29 protein-coding genes are annotated in these 24,854 nt (G+C 60.1%); 14 read left to right on the forward strand and 15 right to left on the reverse strand.

Annotated features, from left to right (window positions below; translation table 11 throughout):
• Positions 1-24: 24 nt before the first annotated feature.
• Complete coding sequence (locus ACR0E6_RS03245) at positions 25-984, reverse strand: glycosyltransferase family 2 protein (protein WP_480580894.1); 960 nt, start codon at positions 982-984, stop codon at positions 25-27.
• 99 nt (positions 985-1,083) lie between these two features.
• Between ACR0E6_RS03245 and ACR0E6_RS03250 the strand changes: the two genes are divergently transcribed.
• Entirely contained in the window at positions 1,084-1,854 is a 771-nt protein-coding gene (locus ACR0E6_RS03250; RefSeq protein WP_170629401.1) for an amidase, read from the forward strand.
• Between the two features lie 6 nt (positions 1,855-1,860).
• On the opposite strand, the gene ACR0E6_RS03255 is transcribed toward ACR0E6_RS03250, so the two are convergent.
• Positions 1,861-3,465 (reverse strand): peptide chain release factor 3, encoded by a 1,605-nt coding sequence (locus ACR0E6_RS03255; RefSeq protein ID WP_480580897.1) that lies wholly within the window; start codon positions 3,463-3,465, stop codon positions 1,861-1,863.
• 108 nt (positions 3,466-3,573) lie between these two features.
• On the opposite strand from ACR0E6_RS03255, the gene ACR0E6_RS03260 reads away from it, so the two are divergent.
• From ACR0E6_RS03260 to ACR0E6_RS03295, 8 genes are all read left to right on the forward strand, one after another.
• Positions 3,574-3,936 (forward strand): nuclear transport factor 2 family protein, encoded by a 363-nt coding sequence (locus ACR0E6_RS03260; protein ID WP_170450180.1) that lies wholly within the window; start codon positions 3,574-3,576, stop codon positions 3,934-3,936.
• 63 nt (positions 3,937-3,999) lie between these two features.
• The gene (locus ACR0E6_RS03265) at positions 4,000-4,779 is read left to right on the forward strand and encodes an SDR family oxidoreductase (protein WP_170450182.1); all 780 of its coding nucleotides are present in this window, start codon (positions 4,000-4,002) and stop codon (positions 4,777-4,779) included.
• 2 nt (positions 4,780-4,781) lie between these two features.
• Entirely contained in the window at positions 4,782-5,894 is a 1,113-nt protein-coding gene (locus ACR0E6_RS03270; RefSeq protein ID WP_170450184.1) for a hypothetical protein, read from the forward strand.
• A 99-nt stretch (positions 5,895-5,993) separates the two neighbouring features.
• On the forward strand, positions 5,994-7,043 hold the full coding sequence (locus tag ACR0E6_RS03275) for a methyltransferase domain-containing protein (RefSeq protein ID WP_480580899.1): 1,050 nt from the start codon (positions 5,994-5,996) through the stop codon (positions 7,041-7,043).
• A 122-nt stretch (positions 7,044-7,165) separates the two neighbouring features.
• Positions 7,166-8,209, forward strand: a complete 1,044-nt coding sequence (locus ACR0E6_RS03280) for an ABC transporter ATP-binding protein (RefSeq protein ID WP_480582206.1) — start codon at positions 7,166-7,168, stop codon at positions 8,207-8,209.
• Between the two features lie 112 nt (positions 8,210-8,321).
• Complete coding sequence (gene surE / locus ACR0E6_RS03285; protein ID WP_480580901.1) at positions 8,322-9,104, forward strand: 5'/3'-nucleotidase SurE; 783 nt, start codon at positions 8,322-8,324, stop codon at positions 9,102-9,104.
• A complete protein-coding gene (locus ACR0E6_RS03290) occupies positions 9,101-9,751 on the forward strand; it encodes a protein-L-isoaspartate(D-aspartate) O-methyltransferase (RefSeq protein WP_170450192.1) in 651 nt (216 codons plus the stop codon). Before surE ends, ACR0E6_RS03290 begins: the two co-directional genes overlap by 4 nt.
• Before the next feature lie 63 nt (positions 9,752-9,814).
• Complete coding sequence (locus ACR0E6_RS03295; protein ID WP_480580903.1) at positions 9,815-10,993, forward strand: peptidoglycan DD-metalloendopeptidase family protein; 1,179 nt, start codon at positions 9,815-9,817, stop codon at positions 10,991-10,993.
• Positions 10,994-11,057: 64 nt separating this feature from the next.
• Here ACR0E6_RS03295 and ACR0E6_RS03300 read toward each other — a convergent pair whose 3' ends face one another.
• Positions 11,058-11,729, reverse strand: a complete 672-nt coding sequence (locus ACR0E6_RS03300) for a helix-turn-helix transcriptional regulator (protein ID WP_170621904.1) — start codon at positions 11,727-11,729, stop codon at positions 11,058-11,060.
• 21 nt (positions 11,730-11,750) lie between these two features.
• Positions 11,751-12,056, reverse strand: a complete 306-nt coding sequence (locus ACR0E6_RS03305) for a hypothetical protein (protein ID WP_170450198.1) — start codon at positions 12,054-12,056, stop codon at positions 11,751-11,753.
• 218 nt (positions 12,057-12,274) lie between these two features.
• Between ACR0E6_RS03305 and ACR0E6_RS03310 the strand changes: the two genes are divergently transcribed.
• From ACR0E6_RS03310 to ACR0E6_RS03325, 4 genes are all read left to right on the forward strand, one after another.
• Positions 12,275-12,490, forward strand: a complete 216-nt coding sequence (locus ACR0E6_RS03310) for a twin-arginine translocase TatA/TatE family subunit (RefSeq protein WP_170450201.1) — start codon at positions 12,275-12,277, stop codon at positions 12,488-12,490.
• Positions 12,491-12,496: 6 nt separating this feature from the next.
• Positions 12,497-12,955, forward strand: a complete 459-nt coding sequence (tatB, locus tag ACR0E6_RS03315) for a Sec-independent protein translocase protein TatB (RefSeq protein WP_170450203.1) — start codon at positions 12,497-12,499, stop codon at positions 12,953-12,955.
• Positions 12,952-13,827, forward strand: a complete 876-nt coding sequence (tatC, locus tag ACR0E6_RS03320) for a twin-arginine translocase subunit TatC (RefSeq protein WP_170519024.1) — start codon at positions 12,952-12,954, stop codon at positions 13,825-13,827. The genes tatB and tatC overlap by 4 nt, the downstream gene beginning before the upstream one ends.
• A 117-nt stretch (positions 13,828-13,944) precedes the next feature.
• A complete protein-coding gene (locus tag ACR0E6_RS03325; RefSeq protein WP_480580907.1) occupies positions 13,945-14,787 on the forward strand; it encodes an ATP-binding protein in 843 nt (280 codons plus the stop codon).
• 62 nt (positions 14,788-14,849) lie between these two features.
• On the opposite strand, the gene ACR0E6_RS03330 is transcribed toward ACR0E6_RS03325, so the two are convergent.
• The 5 genes from ACR0E6_RS03330 to radA form a co-directional block, all read right to left on the reverse strand.
• Positions 14,850-15,494: an SDR family NAD(P)-dependent oxidoreductase gene (locus ACR0E6_RS03330; RefSeq protein ID WP_480580909.1), complete on the reverse strand. Its 645-nt coding sequence runs from the start codon at positions 15,492-15,494 to the stop codon at positions 14,850-14,852.
• A 42-nt stretch (positions 15,495-15,536) separates the two neighbouring features.
• A complete protein-coding gene (locus ACR0E6_RS03335; RefSeq protein WP_170734915.1) occupies positions 15,537-15,785 on the reverse strand; it encodes a hypothetical protein in 249 nt (82 codons plus the stop codon).
• A gap of 252 nt (positions 15,786-16,037) precedes the next feature.
• Entirely contained in the window at positions 16,038-17,561 is a 1,524-nt protein-coding gene (gene purF / locus ACR0E6_RS03340; RefSeq protein WP_480580911.1) for an amidophosphoribosyltransferase, read from the reverse strand.
• A 637-nt stretch (positions 17,562-18,198) separates the two neighbouring features.
• On the reverse strand, positions 18,199-18,789 hold the full coding sequence (locus ACR0E6_RS03345; protein WP_170519014.1) for a CvpA family protein: 591 nt from the start codon (positions 18,787-18,789) through the stop codon (positions 18,199-18,201).
• A 40-nt stretch (positions 18,790-18,829) separates the two neighbouring features.
• Entirely contained in the window at positions 18,830-20,194 is a 1,365-nt protein-coding gene (radA, locus tag ACR0E6_RS03350; RefSeq protein ID WP_170519011.1) for a DNA repair protein RadA, read from the reverse strand.
• On the opposite strand from radA, the gene ACR0E6_RS03355 reads away from it, so the two are divergent.
• On the forward strand, positions 20,151-20,309 hold the full coding sequence (locus ACR0E6_RS03355) for a hypothetical protein (RefSeq protein WP_480582232.1): 159 nt from the start codon (positions 20,151-20,153) through the stop codon (positions 20,307-20,309). The two genes, radA and ACR0E6_RS03355, sit on opposite strands and share 44 nt — an antisense overlap.
• A gap of 5 nt (positions 20,310-20,314) precedes the next feature.
• Here the strand turns inward: ACR0E6_RS03355 and ACR0E6_RS03360 are convergent, their stop codons facing one another.
• From ACR0E6_RS03360 to alr, 6 genes are all read right to left on the reverse strand, one after another.
• Positions 20,315-21,094 carry a kinetochore Spc7 family protein gene (locus ACR0E6_RS03360; RefSeq protein ID WP_480580914.1) on the reverse strand — a complete coding sequence of 260 codons (780 nt, stop codon included), beginning with the start codon at positions 21,092-21,094 and terminating at the stop codon, positions 20,315-20,317.
• Between the two features lie 151 nt (positions 21,095-21,245).
• On the reverse strand, positions 21,246-21,698 hold the full coding sequence (locus ACR0E6_RS03365) for a paraquat-inducible protein A (protein ID WP_170519005.1): 453 nt from the start codon (positions 21,696-21,698) through the stop codon (positions 21,246-21,248).
• A 4-nt stretch (positions 21,699-21,702) separates the two neighbouring features.
• Positions 21,703-22,212 carry a hypothetical protein gene (locus ACR0E6_RS03370; protein ID WP_170519002.1) on the reverse strand — a complete coding sequence of 170 codons (510 nt, stop codon included), beginning with the start codon at positions 22,210-22,212 and terminating at the stop codon, positions 21,703-21,705.
• Positions 22,213-22,250: 38 nt separating this feature from the next.
• On the reverse strand, positions 22,251-22,997 hold the full coding sequence (locus tag ACR0E6_RS03375; RefSeq protein ID WP_480580916.1) for an ABC transporter ATP-binding protein: 747 nt from the start codon (positions 22,995-22,997) through the stop codon (positions 22,251-22,253).
• Positions 22,994-23,776: an MlaE family ABC transporter permease gene (locus ACR0E6_RS03380; RefSeq protein WP_170450224.1), complete on the reverse strand. Its 783-nt coding sequence runs from the start codon at positions 23,774-23,776 to the stop codon at positions 22,994-22,996. The genes ACR0E6_RS03375 and ACR0E6_RS03380 overlap by 4 nt, the downstream gene beginning before the upstream one ends.
• On the reverse strand, positions 23,773-24,807 hold the full coding sequence (alr, locus tag ACR0E6_RS03385; RefSeq protein WP_480580919.1) for an alanine racemase: 1,035 nt from the start codon (positions 24,805-24,807) through the stop codon (positions 23,773-23,775). Before alr ends, ACR0E6_RS03380 begins: the two co-directional genes overlap by 4 nt.
• Between the last annotated feature and the right edge of the window lie 47 nt (positions 24,808-24,854).

Raw genomic sequence — 24,854 nt, forward strand, 5'->3', positions numbered from 1 at the left:
CAAATCGGGATTTTGCGCAACAATTCAGGCCCTTCCGGGAAAGTGTTTCGCGATCTTGTCGGGCAGGTTCAAGGGCCTGTGCCGGATCAGCCCGTGTTGTTCCAGCCGTGCACGCACATCGGGGTCCTGACCGCTCATTTCCGCGTAGAAGGCCCGCAGCCCGTCCATGCCTTGCTCGGCCTCGATCCAGCTGAGCAGTTCGTTTTTGCTCAGACCGCCCTTGTAACGCGGTACATTGGGCGACATTCCTGGCTGGTAAGAGCCTCGATTCATTCGGAAATCATAGTGACCGATCCAATGGTCCCAGTCCGGTGCGTGGCGGTGGCACAGCTCAAGCTGGGGCAGTTCGGTTTTGCAGGGCAGCAGTTTCTTGTTCTGAAACAGATTGTGGATTCGAAAGCTCAGGTTCGGCAATCCGGCCCGCACGAACAGCTTGCCCTGCACGTGGCTTAGAAATCCGCCCAGCACAAACCCGCCATAGGTGGGGTAGAGGTCCTGCACCAGCGCCTCGCGGCCTGGCCCCTTGGGGATATGCGCTTTGTAAAGGTCGTCGCCCCCGGCCAGCGCCTCGATCGGGCGCACCCGAAAACCGGGAATGTCTGCCGGAACCGAGCGCAAAACACCCGCAATCGGCTCGGACGACCACAGGAACTCATCCACATCGATATGGGCCAGCCAGTCCAGATTGGTACGCTTGTAGATATGGGTGGCGTGCACGGTTTGACGGATCTGGTGCTTTTCCGGCCGTGTGCGTTTTCGTTTCACCCAGAACGCGTCGTCACAAAGCCGGACCCGAACCTTTGGATGCGCGCGAAGTGCCCGAAAGGCGCGCCGGTTTGGTTCGTCAAGGTAGATGTATAGTTGGTCCGCCCCAAGCTCCAGATGGTGCGCGACAAAGCCAAGGATGTCCTCGGCAGACCCCCGCACCATTGACACGATACCCCAGGTCGGAACGTGCGTGTGATTGTCTTGGTCTGAAGCCATGCAAGTCATTGTGGCGGGGTCTGTTTTTGAGCCTGTGCCGAAATGTGATACGATAGCGCCACTTTATGAGTTCTTACATTTGTTATTGAGGAGATTACAATGCCTCGTGTTGTTCCCGCGTCATGGATGCCCGATGTCAATATGGAGCGCATCCATCTTCATTGGACGGCCGGAGCGCATAGCGCCAATGCCAATGATAAGAACAGCTATCACATTCTGATCGAATCCGATGGCACTCTTGTGCGCGGAAACAAGTCGATTGCTGAAAATGCACGCCCCATGAGTTCGAACTATGCGCGGCACACACGCGGTGCCAACACGGGCGCGATTGGTGTGTCGCTGTGCTGCATGCTGGGGGCTGAACGGTCGCCTTTCGATCCCGGCAACTACCCCATGACGCGAACCCAGTGGGATCAGGGAATGCTGGTCGTGGCGGATCTGGCCGAGAAATATAACATATTGGTCACGCCCACCAAGATCCTGACACATGCCGAGGTCGAGCCAAATCTAAACGTCCCGCAAAACGGAAAATGGGACATTGTGCGGCTGGCCTTTGACCTGTCGGTCAAGGGGTATGACGAAGTCGGACAGTTGCTGCGGTCCAGCGTCGCCGCCGCGTTGGATGATGGCCCGTTGATTGCTGCGGACGCGATGCCCGAAGACGCGAAGGCCCCAAGATACCGTGTGACGGGTGTCGCGCCTTCAACACTGAATTTGCGCCGCACACCCGGCGGTGAAAAAATCGGGGCACTGCCCGAACGTACAACCGTGGAGCGACTGGGTGTCGATGGCGAGTGGTGGCGCGTTCGCACAAGGCAAGGGTATATCGGTTACGTCTTTTCCACGTATCTCAAGGCGATAAACCCCTAGCCTTGGTCAGACCATCATCTCTTTGGTGGCCGTCAGGTTCAGCGCCGGATAGTCGCGCACGACCCGGTCGATGTCCCATTGCAAACGCGTCAGATAGACGATGTCGCCATCATGGTCATGGGCAATGTGCTGCTTGTTGGCGTTCACGAATTTCTCGACCTCGGCCTTGTCGCCGCTGACCCATCGGGCCGAAGTGAATTGCGACGCTTCGAAGCGCACGGGCAGGCCGTATTCCATCTCGATCCGGCTGGCGAGCACTTCGAATTGCAGCGCGCCGACGACGCCGACGATAAAGCCTGACCCGATCGAGGGTTTGAATACCTTGGCCGCGCCTTCCTCGGCAAATTGCATCAGGGCTTTTTCCAGATGCTTGGCCTTCATCGGATCGCCCGCGCGGACACCCTGCAGCAGTTCCGGCGCAAAGGACGGGATGCCGGTCACACGCAGCGCCTCACCCTCGGTCAGGGTGTCACCGATGCGCAACTGACCGTGGTTGGGAATGCCGATGATGTCCCCGGCCCAAGCTTCATCCGCTAGTTCGCGATCCGAGGCCAGAAACAGCACCGGGTTCGAGATCGCCATTGGCTTTTTCGACCGCACATGGGTCAGTTTCATGCCACGCTTGAAATGGCCGCTTGCCATTCGCACAAACGCCACCCGGTCGCGGTGCTTGGGGTCCATATTGGCCTGCACCTTGAAGACAAAACCGGCGACCTTTTTCTCATCCGGTGCAATCTGACGCGGCTCTGCCGATTGAACCTGCGGTTGCGGGCCATAAGCGCCGATGCCTTCCATCAGTTCCTTCACACCAAATGAGTTGATGGCCGAGCCGAACCAGATCGGGGTCATATGCCCCTCAAGCACCGCTTGCGGGTCCAGCGCGGGCAGCAATTCGCGCGCCATTTCGACCTCTTCCAGCAGCTTGTCCAGCAGATGCTCGGGCACGTGTTCCGCCAGTTTCGGGTCGTCCAACCCGTCGATCTGGATGCTCTCGGCCACCTTGTTGCGGTCGGCGCGGTCCATCAGCTCCAGCCGGTCGCGCAGCATGTCGTAGCAACCGATGAAATCACGTCCCACGCCGATGGGCCAAGCGGCGGGCGTGACGTCGATGGCCAGCATTTCCTGAATTTCGTCGATGATCTCGAACGTATCGCGGCTTTCGCGGTCCATCTTGTTACAGAAGGTCAGGATCGGCAGATCGCGCAGGCGGCAAACCTCGAACAGTTTCTGCGTCTGGCTTTCCACACCTTTCGCGCCGTCTATCACCATCACGGCGGCATCCACGGCGGTCAGCGTGCGATAGGTATCCTCGGAAAAATCCGAGTGGCCGGGCGTGTCCACCAGATTGAACCGGAAGTTCCCATAGTCGAACGACATCGCCGAGGCCGAGACCGAGATGCCGCGATCCTTTTCCATCTGCATAAAGTCCGACCGGGTCCGCCGTGCCTCACCCTTGGCGCGCACCTGACCGGCCATCTTAATCGCGCCCCCGTACAGCAGGAACTTTTCCGTCAGCGTCGTCTTACCCGCATCCGGGTGCGAGATGATGGCGAATGTCCGGCGCCGGGCGATCTCGGGCGGCAGAGAGGGTTGGTTCGAGGTATCAAGCATAAACGCGCGTATAGGCGGGGAATCCCGCCGAGGCAAGACAAAGGGGTGGTTCGAATCGGCGGGTTGTGACAGAAGGAACATATAGTGAACAAAATATGGAGTGGACCAATGAATTTGAAAGAAATCGCCGAAGAACTGGTCGCGGGATGCCGCGAGAACCGGGCCAAGGAAAACCTGAGCAAGCTCTACGCACCTGACGCAGTTTCGGTCGAGGCGCAGGACATGTCGGGTATGGGCCGGGAAACCCAGGGCCTCGAAGGCATTCGAGGCAAGCACGATTGGTGGGAAAACGCGCACGACGTCTCTGGCGCAACGGTTGGTGGGCCGTTTCTGCACGGCGACGACCGCTTTGCCGTGATCTTCGAGGTTCAGGGCACAGTGAAAGACAGCGGCGAAAGCTTTGATATGCGCGAGGTGGCGATTTACCACGTCGCGGACGGAAAAATCGTGCGCGAGGAGTTTTTCTACTGACAAAGCTCGTCTGGTCCTTCCGGTCGGGCCGGTGCAAGATAAGGCAGGACAGGGAGGATCAGAATGGATCTTGGAATTCGCGGCAAACGCGCGCTGGTCTGTGCCAGCAGCAAGGGATTGGGTCTTGGGTGCGCCGAAACCTTGGCCGAAGCAGGCGTTGATTTGGTGATGAACGCCCGCGGGGCCGAGGCGTTGGAGGCCGAAGCGGCCCGCCTTCGTTCGGACCACGGCGTGGATGTTCAGACGGTGGCCTGCGATGTGACCTCGGCCCAGGGGCAGGCGCAGGTGATCGAGGCCGCGCAGGGCGTGGATATTCTGGTGAATAACGCAGGCGGGCCACCGCCGGGAATGTGGTCAGACTGGGACCGCGAAGATTTCATCAAGGCGCTGGACGCCAACATGCTGACACCGATTGCCTTCATGAAAGCGCTGTTGCCGGGGATGATGGACAAGGGCTGGGGCAGGGTGGTCAACATCACCTCGCAATCCGTGCGTGCGCCGATTGCGGTGCTTGGCCTATCGAATGCCGCACGCACCGGGCTGACAGGGTATGTTGCCGGGACGGCCCGGCAGGTCGCGCCAAACGGGGTGACCATCAACAACCTGCTGCCGGGCATTCATGCGACGGACAGGGCGGATTCGCTCGACAGCGGCGTGGCGGCGCAGCAAGGGATTTCGATGGATGAAGCGCGTGCTGCGCGCGCGGCCACGATCCCCGCGCGCCGTTACGGCACACGCGCCGAATTCGGGGCCGCCTGTGCCTTCCTGTGTTCGCAACATGCCGGGTTCATCGTCGGGCAGAATATCCTGCTGGACGGTGGCGCAACCAATCTGACAATGTAGCCATGGCGCAAGGGTTTTCGCTGAAAGACCAGCTGTTTAACGATGAAAAAACCCGTTATCTCGCGGGGTTGTTCGCCAAGGCCGATGCATCCTTTGACGCGGATGCATTTCACGCACGGGTCATGTCGCGCCTGCTTGAGCTTGAGTTGAAAGAGCGGATGACGTGGATCGCGGACTGCCTGCAAGAGGTTGTTCCGGGTGAACTGCCGCAGGTCGCGCCCGTAATCCTGCGCGCGCTTCCTCCGCCTTTGGATCCGACAAAAACCGATGATGATTTCGGCGATTTCATCTTTGCCCCTTTGGGTGAGTGGGTGGTGTCGGTTGGGTTGGAAAACCCTGATCAGTCGCTGGACCTGCTGGCCGAGATCACGCAGCGCTTTTCGATGGAGTGGGCGATCCGCCCGTTTTTGAACCGCTGGCCCGATCAGGTTCTGGCCCGGATGCAGGACTGGTGCGCGCATGACAGCTATCACGTGCGTCGGTTGGTCAGCGAAGGCACCCGTCCGCGTCTGCCATGGGGGCAGGCCATCGGGCTGGAACTGGATGATCCGTTGCCTTTGCTGGACCGGCTGCACAGCGATCCGACACGCTATGTCACCCGATCGGTCGCAAACCATTTGAATGATGTTTCCAAGAAACAGCCTGATCAGGTGCTGGCGCGGCTGCAACAGTGGCGGGATGCGGGCGCGCAGGACGCGGATGAACTGGCTTGGATGACGTCGCACACGTTGCGGGGCCTTGTTAAGGCTGGTCATCCGGGGGCGATGGCGATGCTGGGCTATGATCCTGACGCCGACGTGGCAGTGACGATTGACCTCAACACGCAGGCCCGGATTGGCGAGGCACTGGAGTTCTCGGTGGATTTGAAAGGCCCGGATGGTCAGCCTGTACTTGTGGATTATATCATTCACTTTCAACGCCCTGGCGGAAAAACCTCAGCCAAGGTGCACAAGTTGAAACAAGCCGTTCTGAAAGATGGAAAGCTGCGACTGGACAAGCGGCACAAGCTGAAGGGAGATGCCACGACGTTCAAGCTGGTGCCCGGCGCGCACCGGCTTGAGGTTCAGGTCAATGGCAGGGTGCGGGCGGGGATCGATTTCGATCTGTTGGGTTAAATCCCCCCTCACGCTTTCGTCAAAACCCAAGATGCCGGATTGCACCGGGCGCAGCCGTGCACTAGCTGCGGTGCAGCTGTTTGCGAAAGGAAAGCTGAGATGAAGCATGAATCGGTGCAGAACTATTATGGCGAAGTGCTGCAAAGCAGTGCGGATCTGCAAACCAATGCCTGCTGCACACCGGATGACATGCCGGATCACCTCAAGCGTATCCTGTCCAAACTGCACGATGAGGTGCTGACCCGCTACTACGGCTGCGGCCTGATCGCGCCGCTGGATCTGGAAGGGATGAGCATCCTCGATCTGGGTTGCGGCGCGGGTCGGGACGTCTATGCCCTGTCCGCGATGGTGGGCGAAACGGGCCGGGTGGTTGGCGTGGACATGACACCCGAGCAGCTGGATGCGGCCCGCGCGCATCAGGAGTATCATGCCGAGGCATTTGGATATGCGGCCAGCAATGTCGAATTTCACCACGGCTATATCGAAAAACTTGACGAGCTGGACCTGGAGCCCGGTTCCTTCGACATCATTGTTTCGAACTGCGTCATCAACCTGGCAACCGACAAAGAGGCCGTTCTGCGGGGCGCGCATCGTTTGCTGAAAGACGGCGGCGAGATGTATTTCTCGGACGTCTACGCCGACCGCCGTATCCCTCAGGCAATGGCCGAGGATGAGGTTCTGTATGGCGAATGCCTGTCGGGCGCGCTGTATTGGAACGATTTCCTGTCGATCTCGCGCAAAGCAGGCTTTGGTGATCCGCGCCGCGTCACCCATCGCCCGCTGACCATCGAAAACCCGGTGCTGGAGCAGCGGGTTGCACCGCTGAACTTCCTGTCGGCCACCTATCGGCTGTTCAAACTGCCCGAACTGGAACCGGCCTGCGAGGATTACGGGCAGGCCGTGATCTACAAGGGCACCATCCCCAACGCGCCGCATCTGTTCGAGTTGGATGATCATCACGCGATTGAAAAAGGCAAGGTCTTTCCGGTTTGCGGAAACACCTGGATGATGCTGAAAGACACGCGTTTTGCGCGTCACTTCGACTTTATCGGCGATTTCTCGACCCATTATGGGATCTTCGATGGCTGCGGCGGCGAAAGCCCGTTTGAAGCGGTTGGCGAGACTGCATCGTCGGGCGGGTGCTGCTGATCCCTTGAACCTGCGGGGCGGGGTTGCTATCCCCGCCCAAGCCCGATGCTTTTGATCGGGAAAGGCAACGGGGTCCCTTGGTGACAGAAGACGCAACTCCTCCACGTCTGGAAATTCGCAATATGGTCCGCCGGTTTGAAGGGCGGGTCGTTGTCGATGACGTGTCGCTGACCATTCAGGCCGGGCAGGTGACGTGCCTGCTGGGGCCGTCGGGTTGCGGCAAATCCACCACCTTGCGCATGATTGCCGGGGTCGAGATGCAGGACTCGGGCGAAATCTATGTCGATGGAAAGCTGATCTGCGACACGGTGTTCCGGGTGCCGCCCGAACGGCGCGAGATCGGGCTGATGTTTCAGGATTTTGCCCTGTTCCCGCATCTGAGCGTGGCCCAGAACGTCGCTTTCGGCCTGAAGGGCAGCAAAGACGAAAAACGCGCGCGCGTTGAGGAGTTGCTGCGTAAAGTCGACCTGATGCGCTTCATCGACGGGTTTCCGCATCAATTGTCGGGGGGCGAACAGCAACGTGTCGCGCTGGCTCGTGCCTTGGCCCCACGCCCCCGCATCATGCTGATGGATGAGCCTTTCTCGGGCCTCGACAATCGTCTGCGCGACGGTATCCGGGATGAGACGCTGGCAATCCTGAAAGAAGAGGATGCCGCCGTTCTGCTGGTCACGCATGAACCCGAAGAGGCGATGCGCATGGCCGACGAGATCGCCCTGATGCGCCGTGGCAAGATCGTACAGCAAGGCGCGCCCTATAACGTCTACACCAGGCCAGCCGACAAGGCGGCGGTTGCTTTCTTCAGCGATGTCAATGTTTTGCGGGCTGAAGTGAATGGCGCGTTGGCGCAGACGCCATTTGGTCAGTTCCTTGCCCCCGGCATCCCGGATGGCACCGATGTCGAGATCGTCTTTCGCCCGCAACACATAAAGCTGGATTTCGACCGCAACGGCAAAGGTCCATCGCCCACCGCCACCGATGGGGTTGCCGCACGCGGCACCGTGGAACGTGCGCGTTTTCTGGGCAATGAAAGTCTGGTCGAGTTTCGGATGGACCATGACGGCTCGATCCTGAAAGTGACGGTGCCAAACGTGTTTGTGCCCAATCCCGGGCGCGTCATGTGGCTGACCATCCGGCGCGACCGCTGCTTCGTTTTCCCGGTCTAGGCCGCAATTTCCGCCAAAGTGGTGCGCGAAAGCCTCAGATTGCGTATGCGCTTTGCTTGCCGCAACGCAAGGGCGGGTCTATCAAGGGCCAAACGTGGGGATGATCGGGCACATGCGTATTCTTTTGACCAATGATGACGGGATCAACGCACCGGGTTTGATCACGCTTGAGGCGATTGCCAAAGACCTGGCCGGGCCGGACGGCGAGGTTTGGGTTGTCGCCCCGGCGTTCGAGCAATCGGGCGTCGGGCATTGCATCAGCTACACCCATCCTATGATGGTCGCCAAACTGGGCGAGCGTCGTTTCGCGGCCGAAGGCTCTCCGGCGGATTGCGTGTTGGCGGGGCTGCATGATGTGATGAAGGACACGCCGCCCGATCTGGTGCTGTCCGGGGTAAACCGGGGTAATAATTCTGCCGAGAATACGCTTTATTCCGGCACAATCGGCGGCGCGATGGAGGCCGCTTTGCAAGGCGTACCCGCAATTGCCTTGTCGCAATATTTCGGGCCACGCAATCTGGGGCTGGACGATCCGTTCGAGGCTGCAGCGCGCTTTGGGGCCGATCTGGTGCGGCGTATTCTGGATGCCACCCCCGCTGAGCAAAGCGATTACCGCCTGTTTTACAACGTGAATTTCCCGCCGGTCCCGGCGGATGAGGTTCTGGGCACCCGCACCGCGCCGCAGGGCTTTCGCCGCGACACGCGGTTCTCGGTCGAGCCGCACAGCTCACCTTCGGGGCGGCGGTTTTTGTGGATCAAGGGCGGGTATCAGCACAATCCGACCGCGCCGGGCACGGATGCGGCGGTCAATCTTGCCGGGTATATCTCGGTCACGCCGATGCGGGCGGATCTGACGGCGCATGATGCGCTTGAGGCGTTGAAGTCGATCGAATGAGCGGACTGGACCCTGAAACCGTAATGCAGTTCCTGTTTGCCCTGCGCAAACGGGGCGTGACAGATGCGCGCGTGCTGGCCGCGATGGAGCAGGTCGACCGGGGCCGTTTTGTGACAGGTCTGTTCGCGGATCGCGCATATGAGGATATGCCGCTGCCCATCGCCTGCGGGCAGACGATCAGCCAGCCTTCGGTCGTTGGTCTGATGACGCAGGCGCTGGATGTGCGCCCCAGGGACACTGTTCTGGAGGTCGGTACCGGCTCGGGCTATCAGGCGGCGATCCTGTCGAAGTTGGCGCGCCGGGTCTATACGGTGGAACGGCACCGGCGGCTGGTGCATGAAACAGGCCAGTTGTTTCGCGCGTTGGGTCTGACCAACGTGACCGCGATGTTGTCTGATGGCTCGTTCGGTTTGCCGGAACAGGCGCCTTTTGACCGGATCATCGTGACAGCTGCGGCTGAGGACCCTCCGGGCCCGCTCTTGGCGCAGCTTAAAATCGGGGGTATCATGGTGCTACCCGTAGGACAGTCAGATGCGGTGCAGCAGTTGATCAAGGTGACGCGCACCGAGGATGGTCTGGACTACGACGAATTGACGTCCGTCCGTTTCGTGCCTCTGCTTGAGGGGCTTGGGAAGGACGAGGCATAACAGGTCTTAGAGTTTTGTCGCCAAAACCCCGGAGAACAGGGGCAGGTGTTGAGGATCGACGTGATGAGAGCAGTTTCCAAATCGGCAATGCGCCGCTGTGTTACCGGGGTCGCTGCCTTGGCAATTCTTGCCGGGTGCGAAGGGCCGCTGGATTATGACCTGCGGGGGCAGATCGGCGGGTTTTCGACCACCGGTGCCGCGCAAAGCGCCACGGCCAGCCGTCCGGCACCGGATGCGCGTGGTGTGATCACCTATCCGAACTATCAGGTCGCCGTGGCCCGCCGGGGCGATACCGTCCGCGACGTGGCCGCGCGTGTGGGCCTGCCCGAAGGCGAGCTATCGCGGTTCAATGGGTTGCAGACAACAGACAAGCTGCGCGAGGGCGAGGTCTTGGCCCTGCCGCGCTCGGTCGGGGCGGCGAGCGGTGTTGACATCGCCTCGATCGCAGGCTCGGCCATTGATCAGGCGCCCGAGACGGGCTCGGTTCAGACTACAACGCTGGAACCGGCCAGAACCGCGCCAGCCCCGGCCCCAGTGCCCGCTGGGCCTGAACCGATCCAGCACAAGGTCAAACGGGGCGAAACAGCTTATACGGTATCGCGCCTTTATCAGGTTCCGGTTGAATCGCTGGCAGAATGGAACGGGTTGGGTCCGGATTTTGCGATCCGCGAAGGTCAGTACCTGTTGATCCCTGTCAAGAACCAGCCTGCGCCGCGCGCGGCTGCGGCGGCCCCGGCGGCTGAGGCAACCAACGTGACGCAACCGGGGCAGGGCTCGCCCACTCCGACACCCCCAAGCGCTACGCAGCCGCTGCCGGATGAACAGGTCGCACCGCTGACCGAGTCGCCCGAAGCTCCGGACGTTACTGCCGAAGCCCCCAGCAATACGGGCACATCGGCGCTGTCACTGCCGGTATCCGGCAAGATCATCCGGACCTATGAGAAGGGCAAAAACGAAGGCATCGATATCGCTGCCGCGCCGGGTACATCCGTTCAGGCGGCTGAGGCGGGGACTGTTGCGGCCATCACAGCAGATGCGGATCAGGTGCCGATCATCGTGGTCAAGCACAACAATGACCTGCTGACGGTCTATGCCAATGTAGATAATATTGCCGTCAAGAAAGGCGATCGGGTCCGGCGCGGGCAGAAGATTGCGGCACTGCGGGGCGGCGACAACGCCTATGTGCATTTCGAAGTGCGTAAGGGGTTCGAGTCGGTTGATCCCGAGCCATATCTGAAGTGACGTTGAATGGCCCGTTCCGGGCCATGCCTCCGGCGGAGGTATTTTTAGCCAGATGAAGCCGGGATTACGCGTTTGGGTCGTAGTCGCTCAGGCGTTTGCCGGGTTCATCTGTGAAGAGTTCCGGTTGGGGCGTGATGGATTCGATCAGGTCGATGCGGAAGACGCGAAAGCCTTCGCGTAGTTCGCACCATGCTGTAAGGGTCCAGACTCGGCCCCAGTATTCCATGTGCAGCGGGCGGATGATGCGGTCGGTCAGGGTGCCGTCGATGCGGCGATAGACGAGGTGCAGTTTCTGTCGTGCTTTGATGGCGGCGCGGATCGGGGCCATATGGGCCAGTCCGCGCGCGGCGTCAGCAAAGGGGTAGACCGCGAATTTCCAGGCATCCGCTTCGGCTACGACCTGCGTGGGCAGAACCGCGTCGATCTTTTCCGCCAGCGACTCGGCGGCTGATTTGAGGTCCGAGTCTGCAGCCTCGGCCACGATGGCCATGCCGAGGTTCAGGGCTTCGAGTTCGGAGGGTGTCAGGTTCAGCGGGGGCAGGGTGATCTGCTCGCGCACCATGTAGCCCACGCCGCGCTCGCCCTCGACCGGAACGCCCGAGGCGACCAGCGTATCCATGTCGCGGTAGATGGTGCGGACTGACACCTCGAGCCGATCCGCGATGTCCTGCGCGCGGTGCAGTTTGCCGTCGCGCAGGATCTGTATGATGTCGAACAGACGGTCAGTGCGGCGCATGACACGCCGATCTAACCGGGGTTACGCGGTCATGTTCCATAGCACAGTCTCATGGCGCATCTGGACGCTGTCGGGATTGATCACCGCCATCATGGCGGCGGCGCAATCCTGCTGCATGAATTGCGCAGCGGCATCTTGCGCGGCATTCATATCGGTCCAGACGACATAGTCGGTCCACCGGCCATCCTCGCCCTGGCTCAGCTGACGATGGGCAAAGCCGGGGGCCGACCGGACAAATGCCTCGGACGCCTGGCTGAGTTTCACGAACTCTTCCGCCGTGGTGCCATTGGCGAGGCTGAAGGTGACGATTTCCGCAACATGGGTCATTTGATTCTCCGTTGACCAGGTTTCGATGACCTCTGCCTAGTCCCTTACAACTGACATAAACCTGTCAGTTGAGAAATGCGAGCCCCATGAATCCATCCGATCACATCAAATTTGAGCACCAATTGGGGCCAGTTCCCTTTTGACGGGCAGGTTTGCGGCGTAAACACAGGCTCAGATCATATTCCGGGCGCACGGCGCCCAAGCAAAGGAGAAGAGACATGCTCAACAATATCGGCCTTCCCGGTCTTCTGCTGATTGCGGTTGTGGTGCTGGTGCTGTTTGGTCGCGGCAAGATCAGCTCGTTGATGGGTGAAGTCGGCAAGGGCATCACCGCGTTCAAGAAAGGCGTCAAGGACGGTTCGGAAGAGATCGAACAGGACGCGTCCGAGCTGGCCAAGGATGTCACGCCCGAAACCGAGAAAGACAAGGTCTAAGCGCAGATGTTTGATCTGGGCTGGACCGAGCTTCTGGTCATCGGCATCGTTGCGCTGATCGTGGTGGGGCCCAAGGACCTGCCGGTGCTGTTTCGCAATGTCGGGCGCTTTGTCGGCAAGGCGCGGGGCATGGCGCGCGAATTCAGCAGCGCCATGAACGAAGCGGCGGATCAGGCGGGTGTGAACGAGATCAAGAAGGGTCTTAATGCTGCGACGAACCCTGTGAACACGGCCATGGATGGTGTGAAACAGGCGGCGCAGGACATGGCCAAAAGCATCGACCCAACCAAATACGATCCCGACAGCGCAACCGGGAAACTGGCGGCCGAGCGGGCCGAACAAGCCAAGAAGGTTCAGGCCACGAGCGCCCGCGCCACGGCCGAGCGCAAGGCCAAGGAAGCCGCTGATGCGCTGGCCAAGGCGGAAGAGGCCGAAGCGGCGCTGAATTCCGAGAACAAGACATGAGCAAGACCGACGAAATCGAAGACAGCTCGGCCCCGTTGATCGAGCATCTGGCGGAACTGCGTACGCGGCTCATTCATTGCGTTGTGGCGTTTCTGGTCGGGATGATCATCTGCTTCACCGTGGCAACGCCGCTTTTCAACTTCCTGACGCACCCGCTGTGTGAGGTGCTGAACGAACGTGGGCAGGATTGCGGGCTGATCTTCATCTCACCGCAGGAAGGCTTCTTTGTCGCCATCAAGGTTTCGCTGCTGGGCGGGTTCATTCTGGCTTTCCCTTATATCGGAATGCAGATGTGGCGGTTCGTGGCACCGGGGCTGTATCGGTCGGAAAAGAACGCGTTTCTGCCCTTTATGGTCGCGTCACCCTTCATGTTCCTGCTGGGTGCTAGCTTTGCCTTCTATGTCGTCACGCCTTTGGCTTATGACTTCTTCCTTGGCTTCCAGCAGTTTGGCGCGGAAGGTGAGGCTGTGGTCGATGGTGCGACTGCTGCTCCGCTAAGCGTTGTGTTTCAGGGCTCGGCACAGGAATACCTGAACCTGACGATCAAGTTCATTGTGGCCTTTGGCCTGTGCTTCCAACTGCCAGTCCTTTTGACCCTGATGGGCAAAGCCGGGTTGGTCAGCGCCGAAGGGTTGGGTGCGGTGCGCAAATATGCGGTTGTTGGCATTTTGGTGTTGGCCGCGCTGGTGACGCCACCCGACGTGATCACTCAGGTCATCCTGTTCGTGGTCGTCTATGGCCTTTACGAAGTGTCGATCTTCCTCGTCGCCCGTGTCGAGAAAAAGCGCGAAGAACAACTGCGTGCCGATGGCTATTATGATGACGAAGCCGAAGCGGATGAAGAGATCATTCAGGAAGAAGAAGGCAAGTAACCTTCCCTGATCCCGGACAAAGGCGCGCCTCGGTTGGCGCGCCTTTTTCATTGGCGGCTCTTGTCGTAGTGGGCGGATCATGGTTTGAAACCGCCAGACCCTGACCCGGAGGCCCCGATGGACGATCAAGCCCTGAACCGTATCGCCGACGCGCTGAATCGCATGGCACCCGCCCCATTGGCCGCCCCGGATTTCAACCAGGCCCCGGCCTTTGTCTGGCATGTCGAGCCGGACCGGCTGGAGCCGGTGACGCAAGTCAACCGGGTCGATCTGGATCTGCTTGTGGGCATCAACCGCTCACGCGACACATTGCTGGACAATACGCGCCGGTTTGCCGACGGGTATAAGGCCAATAACGCCTTGCTCTGGGGGGCGCGGGGGATGGGGAAATCCAGCTTGGTCAAAGCAGTGCATGGCACGCTGCAGGCAGATCACCCAAACCTGAAACTGGTGGAATTGCAGCGCGAGGATATGGGCTCGGTCGCGCGCCTGCTGAACCATCTGCGGGCCGCGCCGTACAGGTTTATCCTGTTCTGCGATGACCTGTCCTTCAGCCATGATGACCAGCACTACAAATCGCTCAAGGCCGTGCTGGATGGCGGTATCGAGGGCCGCCCCGAGAATGTGGTCTTCTACGCCACCTCAAACCGCCGCCACCTGATGCCGCGGGACATGATTGAGAACGAACGCTCCAGTGCCATAAACCCGTCCGAAGCGGTCGAGGAAAAGGTCTCGCTCTCCGACCGGTTTGGTCTGTGGCTGGGCTTCCACCCCTGCGATCAGGACGAGTACCTTGCCATGATCGGCCGCTACTGCGGTGCCTACGGGGTTTCAGTCGACCCAGAATCCCTGCGCGCCGAAGCCATCGAATGGCAGGCCACCCGAGGCGCGCGCTCGGGCCGCGTCGCCTGGCAATTCTTCGTCGATCTGGCAGGGCGCAACGGCGTCCATATCGCCTGATCCCAGCTTCATCTGGCCAAAAATATCTCCGCCGGAGGCATTGCCCGGAACGGGCCATTCCCCTATAGCAGTGCCAAAATCCGCGCCGCCTCATCTGCTGTGCTGGTCAGTGCATCCCGATCTTCGCCGGGATGAAACCGCGCGCGTACGGCTGTCGGCATCGGCGCAGGTTCCACGATGGAAACCCGTGGGCCGGTGCGTTCGGTCTCGACCTGCCAACTGCGGGCCAGTGCCATCTGTGCAGCCTTAGTGGCCCCGTAGATGCCATAGAACTTCTCGCCCGCCTTGGGGTCGTCAAAGAACACTGCGTGACCGGCTTCACCCAGCAAAGGCGTTACATAAGGGATCAGGACCGAGGTGGCATTGGCGTTTGTGTTCATCGCCTTCGTCCACTCTTTCGGATCAACGAAATGCGCCGGTGTCAGGGCCGATGTATGAACGGCCGTGTGCAACCAGAGATCAACCTTGCCCCAGCGATCGTGAATGCCCCGACACAGGGTCGCCATGGCGTTTGGATCGGTGATGTCCATTGGGGCTAGGGTGGCGGATCCGCCCTTTGCCTTGATCCGGTCGTCCAGTTCTTCCAGCCCGCCGGTGGTGCGGGCAACGGCGACGATGTGATAGTCGGGGGCCAGCGCTTGGGCAAGGGCTGCGCCCAACCCGCGTGAGGCCCCGGTGATGAGGGCAATTTTGGTCTGATCGGTCATGGCAGCGGTTTGAACCCCATCGCGCAGGGCGTCAAGAGGGGGTTAGCCCCCCGGAATCGCGATCCGCCGGGTCTGGCCGCTTTGTCGCAGCATGATCCCATGTTCATCGATGGCAACAATGGTGCCCGAGCCGACCCGGCTGCCGGTCTTGACCTCTTTGACACGACCCGACGCCATACGCATCAGGGCGCGCAATTCGGCCTTGGGGCCAAAGATCCCAAGAACAGACACAGAGTTTTTCTTCAGCGCGCCCTTTTGGGTGGCCGCGCTTTTGACGGTAGCGTTGGACATGAACTGCGGTCAGGGCAGGACCCGGACCCCTTTGGTGAGTGGTAGCAGAACGGTGGTTAACAAAGGCCAAAGGGGAACAAAAGACTGCCGCCGCGTCGCAGGTTTCGGCATAAAATTCCGTTCCACCGAAACCTTTGCAAAACCAAAGGGTTCAACTTGGGGGTGTGGCGGCAACTTTTCGTGATCGGCCCGTCATCGACCAAATCGCGCAAAACCCGGACCTGAATGCCTCAACTTGATTCGCCGCTGACCTCAGCCCGAGGCCAGCTTGGCCCCGTTCCAAGATCCGCCAACGACCTCCATATCTTCGCGCTTTTTACTGACCCGGCTGCTGTTTTCCAGACTGTCGAGGTAATCGTCGCTGACACTGCCCGTGATGTAATCGCCGTCAAAGCAGGAGCAATCGAAGGCTTCGATCTCGGGGTTGCCTTCCTTGGCCGCCCAGACCAGATCGTCGAGATGCTGATAGAACAGGGCATCCGCGCCCAGTTCCTCGCGGATTTCTTCGATTTCTTTGCCGTTGGCGATCAGCTCATGCTTGGTGGGCATGTCGATGCCGTAGACATTGGGATATTTCACCGGAGGCGACGCGCTGGCGATATAGACCTTTTTGGCCCCGGCCTCGCGGCACATCTGCACGATCTTCTTGATGGTATTGCCGCGCACAATCGAGTCGTCGATCAGCAGGACATTGTGATCCTTGAACTCAAGCGGAATGGCGTTCAGCTTGCGGCGGACGGATTTCTGGCGTTCCTCCTGACCGGGCATGATGAATGTCCGACCGACATAGCGGTTCTTCACCAGACCTTCGCGATAGGGGATGCCGGTGATCTTGGCCGCTTCAAGCGCCACGGGGCGGGCGCTGTCGGGAACCGGGATGATCCGGTCAATCTCAAGCCCGGAATCCTGAATCTGCTTGGCCAACGTTTGACCCATGCGCATCTGGGTTTTGTAGACCGATACGCCATCCAGCAGAGAATCCGGACGGGCCAGGTAGACATATTCGAAGATACAGGGGGTCAGCTTGCCTTCGACCGCCTGGAATTCGTGCATGTTGCCGTCCAGATCGATCAGGATCGCCTCACCCGCGCGCAGGTCGCGCAGTTTCTTGAACCCGTTGATGCCAAAGGCCACATCCTCGGAGGCAAAGGCATAGTCGTTGCCGTCGCCATCGGTTTCGCGCACAGCCACAGACAGGGGGCGAATGCCGTACGGATCGCGGAAGGCCAGCATCCCGACTCCTGCAATCAGGCAGATGACTGAATAGGCACCCTGCACCCGCTCCATCGTCATCTTCACGCCCGCGAAGATGTTGCGGATGGGTTCGACATTGCCGTTGACCTTGATCGCATCGGCCACCTTGTCGGCCAGCACGTTCAGCAGAATCTCGGAATCCGACGTGGTGCGCAGGTGGCGGCTGTATTTGCCTGTCACCTTCTCACGCTGCTCGGCGGTGTTGGTGATGTTGCCGTTATGGACCAGATAGATCCCGTAGGGCGCATTCACAAAGAATGGCTGCGCCTCAGCCGCGCTGAGCGAACCTGCGGTCGGATAGCGCACATGGCCCATGCCAACCTTGCCCAGCAGGGTTTCAGCGTCCGTTGCGTTGAAGACGTCCTTGACCAGACCGTTGGCCTTTTTCTCGCGAAAAAACTCACCATTATACGTGACGATCCCCGAGGCATCCTGACCCCGGTGCTGCAGCATCAGCAGCCCGTCATAGATTTCCGCAAACACATCATGTGTCCGGCTTGCGATCCCCAAAATCCCACACATGTACGGGCTCCAATTTCTATGACGTTGTAACGAGAGGTTTGACCGGCATGGGGGATCGGATGGCCTGCGCCAGACGCGGGATTGGGTGTGTTTCCAAAGCCAGATGGCCAATCATCGATGCGGCGCACGCAGATGAAAACACAAAGAACAAGACCGGCAGCTCCGATTCCGTGGCGGGTTGGCCCCCACATAATGCCTTAGAACGCGCCTGTCATCAAAGGATCACAAATACACAATGCCGCAGGTGGGTTTTGTGCAACCGTGATCCGGGGCCAAGGCTGATGACATATGATTTCATTTATGCTGACATGTCGGAAAGGGCACGAAAACCAGCGGATATAGCGGGCAGGGGGCTTTTATGTGGCAAAACAGGGCACCATCGAAGAAAGATGAAACACCCAAGCGGCGGTGCCATCGATGTCGCGGCATGGGGCGGGCGCCCTGTCAGATCTGCAACGGCTCGGGCGAGGTCATCAAAAGCCGCGATATTCACGGCAAGCCGATCACCAGTCGCTGCGACGGCTGTTTCGGGCTGAAGACGATCCGATGCACCGTATGCGGTGGCGAGGGTTTCGTTTAGTTTGACACAAAAAAGCCCGGGCAGTGCCGGGCTTTCCGTAGACTGGTTAAGCAGCAATCAGTTGCCGGTGCTTTCAGCAGCAGGGGCCGAACCGTTCGAGGTGCAGCTTGCTACCAGCTCTTCATACTGCGCAGTGACCCAGCCCAGAGCGGCCTCGGGGTTCTGCTCTTCGATCTGCGAACTGAACTGTTCGAATACCTTGGCCGAGCGGCTTTCATCCACGATCGTATAGGACTGGCCGGTCATGACCGTGTCGTAGACAAAGAAGGCGATGGCAACCAGCAGGATGCCACGTGCAATGCCGAAGAAGAAGCCAAGCGCCTGATCCAACCCGCCCAGAGCGGAACGCTGCACCAGTGACGAGAACAGCGGTGTGAAGATGCTGACCACGATCAGGGCGATGGCGAAAACGGCGGCGAACCCTGTGATCACCGACAATTCGCAACTGTCGCGCAGGAAATCCCCGACAACCGGGATTTCCTTGACCAGCGGAACAGCCTGCGGTGCAAAGATGAATGCAAGGACTGCCGCCGCGACCCAACCTGCGATGGCCAGAACCTCGCGCATGAACCCGCGCGAATAGGCCAGCAGACCTGACAGCACGATGATCAGGGCCACAACCCCGTCAATTATTGTAAAACCTTCCATGGCCCTCGCCTGTTCTTTTTCTGCCCCTCGCGGCGCGACTTTAACCTGCTCCGAAGGTTTCGCCAACAAACCCAACCAAATCAGAGGGCCGGGTGAGTGTCAGACCTGCCACAGTACCGGTTTTGCCGCCAGCCGGAGCGATTGCCGACGTGAAACCAAGTTTTTGGGCTTCTTTCAACCTGTTTTCGGTCTGCGGGGCCGGTCTAAGTGCCCCGGATAGAGAGATTTCTCCGAAAACCACCGTGTCGGCGGGCAGGGCGGTGTCTTCACGCGCGCTTAGCAACGCGGCGGCAACGGCCAGATCGGCGGCGGGTTCGCCGATTTTCAGGCCTCCGGCGACGTTCAGATAGACGTCCAGGCCAGTGAACGGAACGCCGCATCGCGCCTCGAGCACCGCAAGGATCATCGCCAGACGCCCGCTGTCCCAGCCAACAACCGTACGGCGCGCCTGCGAATGGGGCGAGGGCGCGACCAGAGCCTGCAATTCCACCAGAACGGGGCGGGTGCCTTCGATGCCTGCGAACACGGCGGAACCGGGGCTTGGGGTGCCGCGTTCCGACAGGAACAGGGCCGAGGGGTTGGTGACTTGAGCCAACCCCTTGCCGGTCATCTCAAACACGCCGATCTCATCAGCGGGGCCAAAGCGGTTCTTGACGGCGCGCAGGATGCGGAACTGATGGCCGCGCTCGCCTTCGAAATAAAGAACGGTGTCAACCATGTGCTCGACGACCCGAGGGCCCGCGATCTGGCCTTCTTTGGTGACATGGCCGACCATGATGATCGACACGCCATGTCGTTTCGCAAACGTGGTCAATTCATGCGCGGCAGCCCGGACTTGTGATACCGATCCCGGCGCGCTGTCCACATTGTCGGCCCACATTGTCTGAATCGAGTCGATGATGGCGAGGCCGGGTTTTTCGGCCTCTAGCGTTGTAAGGATGTCGCGCAGGTTGGTCTCAGCCGCCAGTTGGACGGGCGCATCTTCCAGCCCCAAACGGCGGGCGCGCATGCGGACCTGCGCGCTGGCTTCTTCGCCTGAGACATAGATCGTCTTGACGCCCGCGCGCGCGAACCGGGCAGCCGCCTGCAACAACAGGGTGGACTTGCCGATGCCGGGATCTCCGCCGACCAACAGAGCAGAGGCGGGGACGAGGCCGCCGCCCAACACGCGGTCCAACTCATCCACCCCGCTGAGTGTACGGGGTGGCGGTGTCTCCTCGGTCGACAAGTCCGTGAGTGCGATGGACGTGCCCCGCTTGCCGCCGAGGGATTTCTTGGCCGGACCTGCCGAAAGTGGCACGTCCTGGGTGATTGTGTTCCATTCGCCGCACGCATCGCAGCGGCCGGACCATCTTGTATGCGTGGCACCACAGGCCGAGCAGGAGAAGGAAGTCGTCTTTGCCATGTGGCCTTTGGTGCCCGAGGATGGGCGGTTCTTCAAGCCCTTGCGGGCTTTCATCCCCGCCGGTGGCGCGCTGCGGGCTCAGGCCCGACGGGCCATCCCCCGCAGCGGGCGCTGACGCGCCTATTCCGCCGCCCGAGGGGGGGACATTGCGATGACGCTGGACGCGCTTGGATCGCTGTCATCAGGGGGGGATTGCAATTGGGCGGAAAGTTCCGGCAGCAACTCGAACAACTCGTCCCGCAGGCGGCTGAGTTGGGATTTGGCGATGGATTCCTCGATCTCGATGTCGCGGGTCCATTGGCTGAGCTCGTGCAGGATGGTCTGCGCATCCTCGATCCGCTTCTGAAACAACTCAACCTCTTCCTGCCGCTGTTGCAGGAAGGTGCGGGCGCGTCTGACACGATCCTCGCCGTAGGTTTCGGCCAGTTCCTGACTGACCTGACTCATCTGGGCCGCCGTTTCCAGAACTTCAGGTTCCAGCGCCTGCAGGTCGGGGTGATCCCGCAGAAAGGCCATCCGTTCCTTCACCGCGTCGAATTCCGAGGCCAGCGCAAACGCCCCGCTACGGTCGGCGGCATGGGCCACCTGATAGGCATGGGCGATGTCCTCCATGTTCAGCGAGAACTTCCGATGCGCGTTTTCCAGCGCCATCATCCGCGCATTGGAGGGCAGGTAGAAGGCCAGCATCAGAATCAAGCAGGTCAGGCCTATCTGGATATAGACGCCCGCATCGATGGTGCCGCCGGCAAATCCGGCCTGCATCGACAACCACGGCCAGACGCCAAGCGCGGACAGGGATGTAGCGACAACTGCGCCAAGCGCTGCGGCGCAAATCAGGAAAAAAGTCAGTCTTAAAAAGGCATTCTGAAATTGCAATGTAATGTTATGGAGCGCGGCCATGATAGTCCTTCTCCTTTTCAAACCGGTACACACCGGGCCGAAGCGGAGGGAAAGATCAAACACGCAAGGTGATCCGCTGCGGACCCGTAAACGACAAAAAACTTTGCTGCTCGAATATTAAAATGATACTCAGATTAATGTTTTCAATCAATTAGGTCTGAGGATTTCGTGAACTGGATGTCATCTCGGTAATATAACCCAGCGCAAGCGAGGCCAGAATGCAGGCGGTGAACAGGTACAGGCCCCAAGCGGTTTCGACGGTGGCGTATGAGATGCCTTTGGCCAGCGTGATATAAAGCGCGATCAGGAAGATGTCGGCCATGGCGAGCCTGCCGAGGATGTTGAGCGCGGGTTGCACGCGGGCGTCCAGTAGGTCCCATTGGATCAGGGCGGTGCCGATGGTTTTGATGTAAGGCGCGACAAGGGCGAAGATCGTGACGACCAGCGCGAGGAAGATGTCGGATTTCCACAAGGACTGGAGGCCGGTGATGACGCTGATTTCGGATAGGCCGAAGATTGGGAGGAGCCCCGCGCGCATCAGCGGGGCGAACCACGCGATGGGGTAGAGGATCAGGAGGGAGAGGGTGGCGAGGCGGAGGGTCATCGCACTAGTCGCGATGCCACGTTAGTTTTTCTTCACGCAACCTGAGCTGAATGGCTTGGATAACGATCATAAGTGCCTCAATGTCAGGTGTGGCGTGGCTTCCGAGGTATGGATACCGAGAAACGTATGGGCGGTCGTACACCTGATCAAGCAGATCTACGTGTATTCCCAGTGTCCGGTACAATTCGGTAAGTTCCTCCGCTTCAAGGTGCTCGTTTACTTCAACTAGCTCTTCCGGCAGTTCGACGTTTTGAAGAAGAGCTGAGATCTCGGCCTCAAGGCTAGGGTCGTCAAGGATTTCAAAAAGCTTAGAAATACTATGTGTTTTGCAGTTATCGATGCCGCGACACGCTATCAGCCCCTTGAGGCTAGTTTCGAGAGAAACGCCTACCAATTGCGAAAGGGGGCGTAAAATAAGTAGTTTGTCCCAATAGAAGCGATGCCGGTTAGCGAACTCAGCTTCCCAAATAATCTTCGCTGCTTGTAAGTATTTCTCAGAAATTTGAGCGAACAAGTGGGGGCTCATTGACTCCCGTTCTTCTAAGAACTTTGTCACCGCACCGCCTCAATCGGCCCTTCTGCACTCCCGCTAATGAACTGCTCCAGATACGGATCGCCCGAGGCGTCCATCTGGCCCACAGGCCCGGTCCACTGGATCACCCCGTCATGCAGCATCGCCACGTTGTCGGCAATCGCGCGGACGGAGCTCATGTCGTGGGTGATGGTCATCGCGGTGGCACCCATCTCGGTCACGATTTCTCGAATCAGGTCGTTGATGACGCCGGACATGATCGGGTCCAACCCGGTGGTGGGCTCGTCGAAAAAGATGATCTCGGGCTCGGCGGCGATGGCGCGGGCGAGGCCTACGCGTTTTTGCATACCGCCGGACAGTTCAGCAGGAAAGCGGTCGGCGACGTTGGATTTCAGACCGACGCGGCGCAGTTTTTCGATGGCGATTTCGCGGGCTTCCTCGGCTGGGCGCTTCAGGGAACCGCGCAGCAGGCGGAAGGCGACGTTCTGCCAGACGGGTAGTGAGTCAAACAGCGCCGCGCCCTGAAACAGCATCCCGAACCGGGCCAGAAAGGCATCTCGGTCGCCTTTGGTGGCGTCTTTGCCGTCCACATAGATCATGCCGCTGTCGGGTTTGATCAGGCCGAGGATGCATTTCAGCGCTACCGATTTACCGGTACCCGAGCCGCCGATGATGACCATCGAGGTGCCCTTGGGGATCTCAAGGTTCAGCCCCTGCAACACATGGTTGTCGTCAAAAGCTTTATGTACGTTCTCCATCCGGATCATAGCGAGAAGAACACCCCTGTCAGAACGAAATTGGCGGCCAGGATCAGCACGGCGGCGGCCTCGACCGAGCCTTTGGTGGCGCGGCCCACGCCTTGCGCGCCGCGGCCTGAGCTCATGCCGTAGTAGCAGCCCATGACGGCGGCGATCATGCCGAAGGCGGCCCCTTTGACCAGTGATGAGACGATGTCGCGCGTCTCAAGGAAATCCACCGTGTTTTTCAGGTAGGTCGCCGGGTTGAAGCCCAGGTTTTGGGTGGCAACCGTATAGCCGCCCATGATGCCGATCACATCGCCCACCGCGACCAAAGCAGGAACGGTGATCACCGCCGCCAGCACGCGAGGGGCGGTCAGGTATTTCATCGGATGGGTGGACAGCGTGACCAGAGCGTCAATCTGCTCGGTCACTTTCATGGTCGCGATCTCTGCCGCGATGGACGAAGTCACGCGCGCGGCGATCATCAGGCCGACCAGTACGGGGCCAAGTTCCCGCACCATGCCGATGGCGACGATCTGGGGGACCACGGCCTCGGCATTGAAACGTGCGCCGCCGGAATAGATCTGTAGGGCCAGCGCGCCACCGGTGAAGATTGCGGTCAGGCCTACCACGGGCAGGGACAGCCAGCCGATATTCAGCAATGCCATGGCGAATTCGCGCGGGTAGAAGGGCGGTCGAAAGATATGCGACACCGCGTCCAGCGCGAATAAGGCGACGCGTCCGAACGCAGCCAGCATGTTCAGGACCGCGCGGCCCAATCCGCCAAGCATCAGAATGGGGTTCATTCCACGTAACCCCGCGAGTACCTGCGGCCCAGTGACGTCAGAATTTCATAACCGATCGTCCCTGCGGCCTCGGCCAGATCATCCACCGTCTGATGGCCGTTCAGGATGCGCAGGCGTTCGGGGTCCTGCGGCAGGTCGGTGACATCGACGGTGATCAGATCCATCGAGATACGGCCCACGACCGGGCAGGGCTGATCGCCCGAAAACGTATCAATGCCGCCGCCAATCGCGCGGTGCAGTCCGTCCGCATATCCCGCCGCCACTGTGGCGATGCGCGATGGACGCCGGGCAGTCCAGCTGTTGCCATAGCCTACGGATTCTCCGACTTCCACGGCGCGGACCTGAATGACCGGCAGATCAACCGTGACCACCGGCTTGGCCCCGGCAAAGGGCATGCCACCGTACAGGCCGACGCCCGGACGGCAGAAGTCGAAATGGAACTCGGGCCCCAGCAATGTCCCGCCCGTCGCCGCAAGCGAGCGCGGCGCGGTGACACCGTCGGTCATCTCGCGGAAGGTTTTCAACTGCTGCTGGTTCATCGGGTGATCGGGCTCGTCCGAACAGGCGAGGTGGGACATCACGACCAACGGGTTCAGCGCCTCGGCCTTGGGACGCAGCTCGGCCCAGTCGGCGGGTTCCAGCCCCAGACGGTTCATGCCGCTGTCAAGCTGGATGCCGAACGGATGATCTGGCAGGGCCTGCATATGGCGCTGGAACTGCTCGGCCGAGTTGATCAGCGGCGTCAGGTCGTGATCGCGCAGCAGATCAGTGTCGCCCTCCATATGGCCGGAAAACACGGCAACCATCGGTCCGGGGCCCACAGCCTTGCGCACGGCGACGCCTTCCTCGGCGACGGCGACGAAAAACTTGCGCACACCTTCCTCGGCCAGCGCGCCGCTGACGGGTCCGGCCCCCAGCCCATAGGCGTCGGCCTTGACCACGGCGCCGGTTTCAACATTGGTCTTTGCATCCAGCGCCCGCCAGTTGCTGGCAACGGCCTGAAGATTGATTGTTAGTCGTGCTGTACTCATGCGTCGTTCATGCCATTGCGTCGTGGCAGGTCAAGGGGGTATCGGGC

The organism is Ruegeria sp. AP12 (assembly GCF_056540025.1).

Bases quoted from the DNA above. Each gene is read 5' to 3' on its own strand.
- ACR0E6_RS03245 (WP_480580894.1), bottom strand. From the start codon at position 984: ATGGCTTCAGACCAAGACAATCACACGCACGTTCCGACCTGGGGTATC.
- ACR0E6_RS03250 (WP_170629401.1), top strand. From the start codon at position 1,084: ATGCCTCGTGTTGTTCCCGCGTCATGGATGCCCGATGTCAATATGGAG.
- ACR0E6_RS03255 (WP_480580897.1), bottom strand. From the start codon at position 3,465: ATGCTTGATACCTCGAACCAACCCTCTCTGCCGCCCGAGATCGCCCGG.
- ACR0E6_RS03260 (WP_170450180.1), top strand. From the start codon at position 3,574: ATGAATTTGAAAGAAATCGCCGAAGAACTGGTCGCGGGATGCCGCGAG.
- ACR0E6_RS03265 (WP_170450182.1), top strand. From the start codon at position 4,000: ATGGATCTTGGAATTCGCGGCAAACGCGCGCTGGTCTGTGCCAGCAGC.
- ACR0E6_RS03270 (WP_170450184.1), top strand. From the start codon at position 4,782: ATGGCGCAAGGGTTTTCGCTGAAAGACCAGCTGTTTAACGATGAAAAA.
- ACR0E6_RS03275 (WP_480580899.1), top strand. From the start codon at position 5,994: ATGAAGCATGAATCGGTGCAGAACTATTATGGCGAAGTGCTGCAAAGC.
- ACR0E6_RS03280 (WP_480582206.1), top strand. From the start codon at position 7,166: ATGGTCCGCCGGTTTGAAGGGCGGGTCGTTGTCGATGACGTGTCGCTG.
- surE (WP_480580901.1), top strand. From the start codon at position 8,322: ATGCGTATTCTTTTGACCAATGATGACGGGATCAACGCACCGGGTTTG.
- ACR0E6_RS03290 (WP_170450192.1), top strand. From the start codon at position 9,101: ATGAGCGGACTGGACCCTGAAACCGTAATGCAGTTCCTGTTTGCCCTG.
- ACR0E6_RS03295 (WP_480580903.1), top strand. From the start codon at position 9,815: ATGAGAGCAGTTTCCAAATCGGCAATGCGCCGCTGTGTTACCGGGGTC.
- ACR0E6_RS03300 (WP_170621904.1), bottom strand. From the start codon at position 11,729: ATGCGCCGCACTGACCGTCTGTTCGACATCATACAGATCCTGCGCGAC.
- ACR0E6_RS03305 (WP_170450198.1), bottom strand. From the start codon at position 12,056: ATGACCCATGTTGCGGAAATCGTCACCTTCAGCCTCGCCAATGGCACC.
- ACR0E6_RS03310 (WP_170450201.1), top strand. From the start codon at position 12,275: ATGCTCAACAATATCGGCCTTCCCGGTCTTCTGCTGATTGCGGTTGTG.
- tatB (WP_170450203.1), top strand. From the start codon at position 12,497: ATGTTTGATCTGGGCTGGACCGAGCTTCTGGTCATCGGCATCGTTGCG.
- tatC (WP_170519024.1), top strand. From the start codon at position 12,952: ATGAGCAAGACCGACGAAATCGAAGACAGCTCGGCCCCGTTGATCGAG.
- ACR0E6_RS03325 (WP_480580907.1), top strand. From the start codon at position 13,945: ATGGACGATCAAGCCCTGAACCGTATCGCCGACGCGCTGAATCGCATG.
- ACR0E6_RS03330 (WP_480580909.1), bottom strand. From the start codon at position 15,494: ATGACCGATCAGACCAAAATTGCCCTCATCACCGGGGCCTCACGCGGG.
- ACR0E6_RS03335 (WP_170734915.1), bottom strand. From the start codon at position 15,785: ATGTCCAACGCTACCGTCAAAAGCGCGGCCACCCAAAAGGGCGCGCTG.
- purF (WP_480580911.1), bottom strand. From the start codon at position 17,561: ATGTGTGGGATTTTGGGGATCGCAAGCCGGACACATGATGTGTTTGCG.
- ACR0E6_RS03345 (WP_170519014.1), bottom strand. From the start codon at position 18,789: ATGGAAGGTTTTACAATAATTGACGGGGTTGTGGCCCTGATCATCGTG.
- radA (WP_170519011.1), bottom strand. From the start codon at position 20,194: ATGGCAAAGACGACTTCCTTCTCCTGCTCGGCCTGTGGTGCCACGCAT.
- ACR0E6_RS03360 (WP_480580914.1), bottom strand. From the start codon at position 21,094: ATGGCCGCGCTCCATAACATTACATTGCAATTTCAGAATGCCTTTTTA.
- ACR0E6_RS03365 (WP_170519005.1), bottom strand. From the start codon at position 21,698: ATGACCCTCCGCCTCGCCACCCTCTCCCTCCTGATCCTCTACCCCATC.
- ACR0E6_RS03375 (WP_480580916.1), bottom strand. From the start codon at position 22,997: ATGATCCGGATGGAGAACGTACATAAAGCTTTTGACGACAACCATGTG.
- ACR0E6_RS03380 (WP_170450224.1), bottom strand. From the start codon at position 23,776: ATGAACCCCATTCTGATGCTTGGCGGATTGGGCCGCGCGGTCCTGAAC.
- alr (WP_480580919.1), bottom strand. From the start codon at position 24,807: ATGAGTACAGCACGACTAACAATCAATCTTCAGGCCGTTGCCAGCAAC.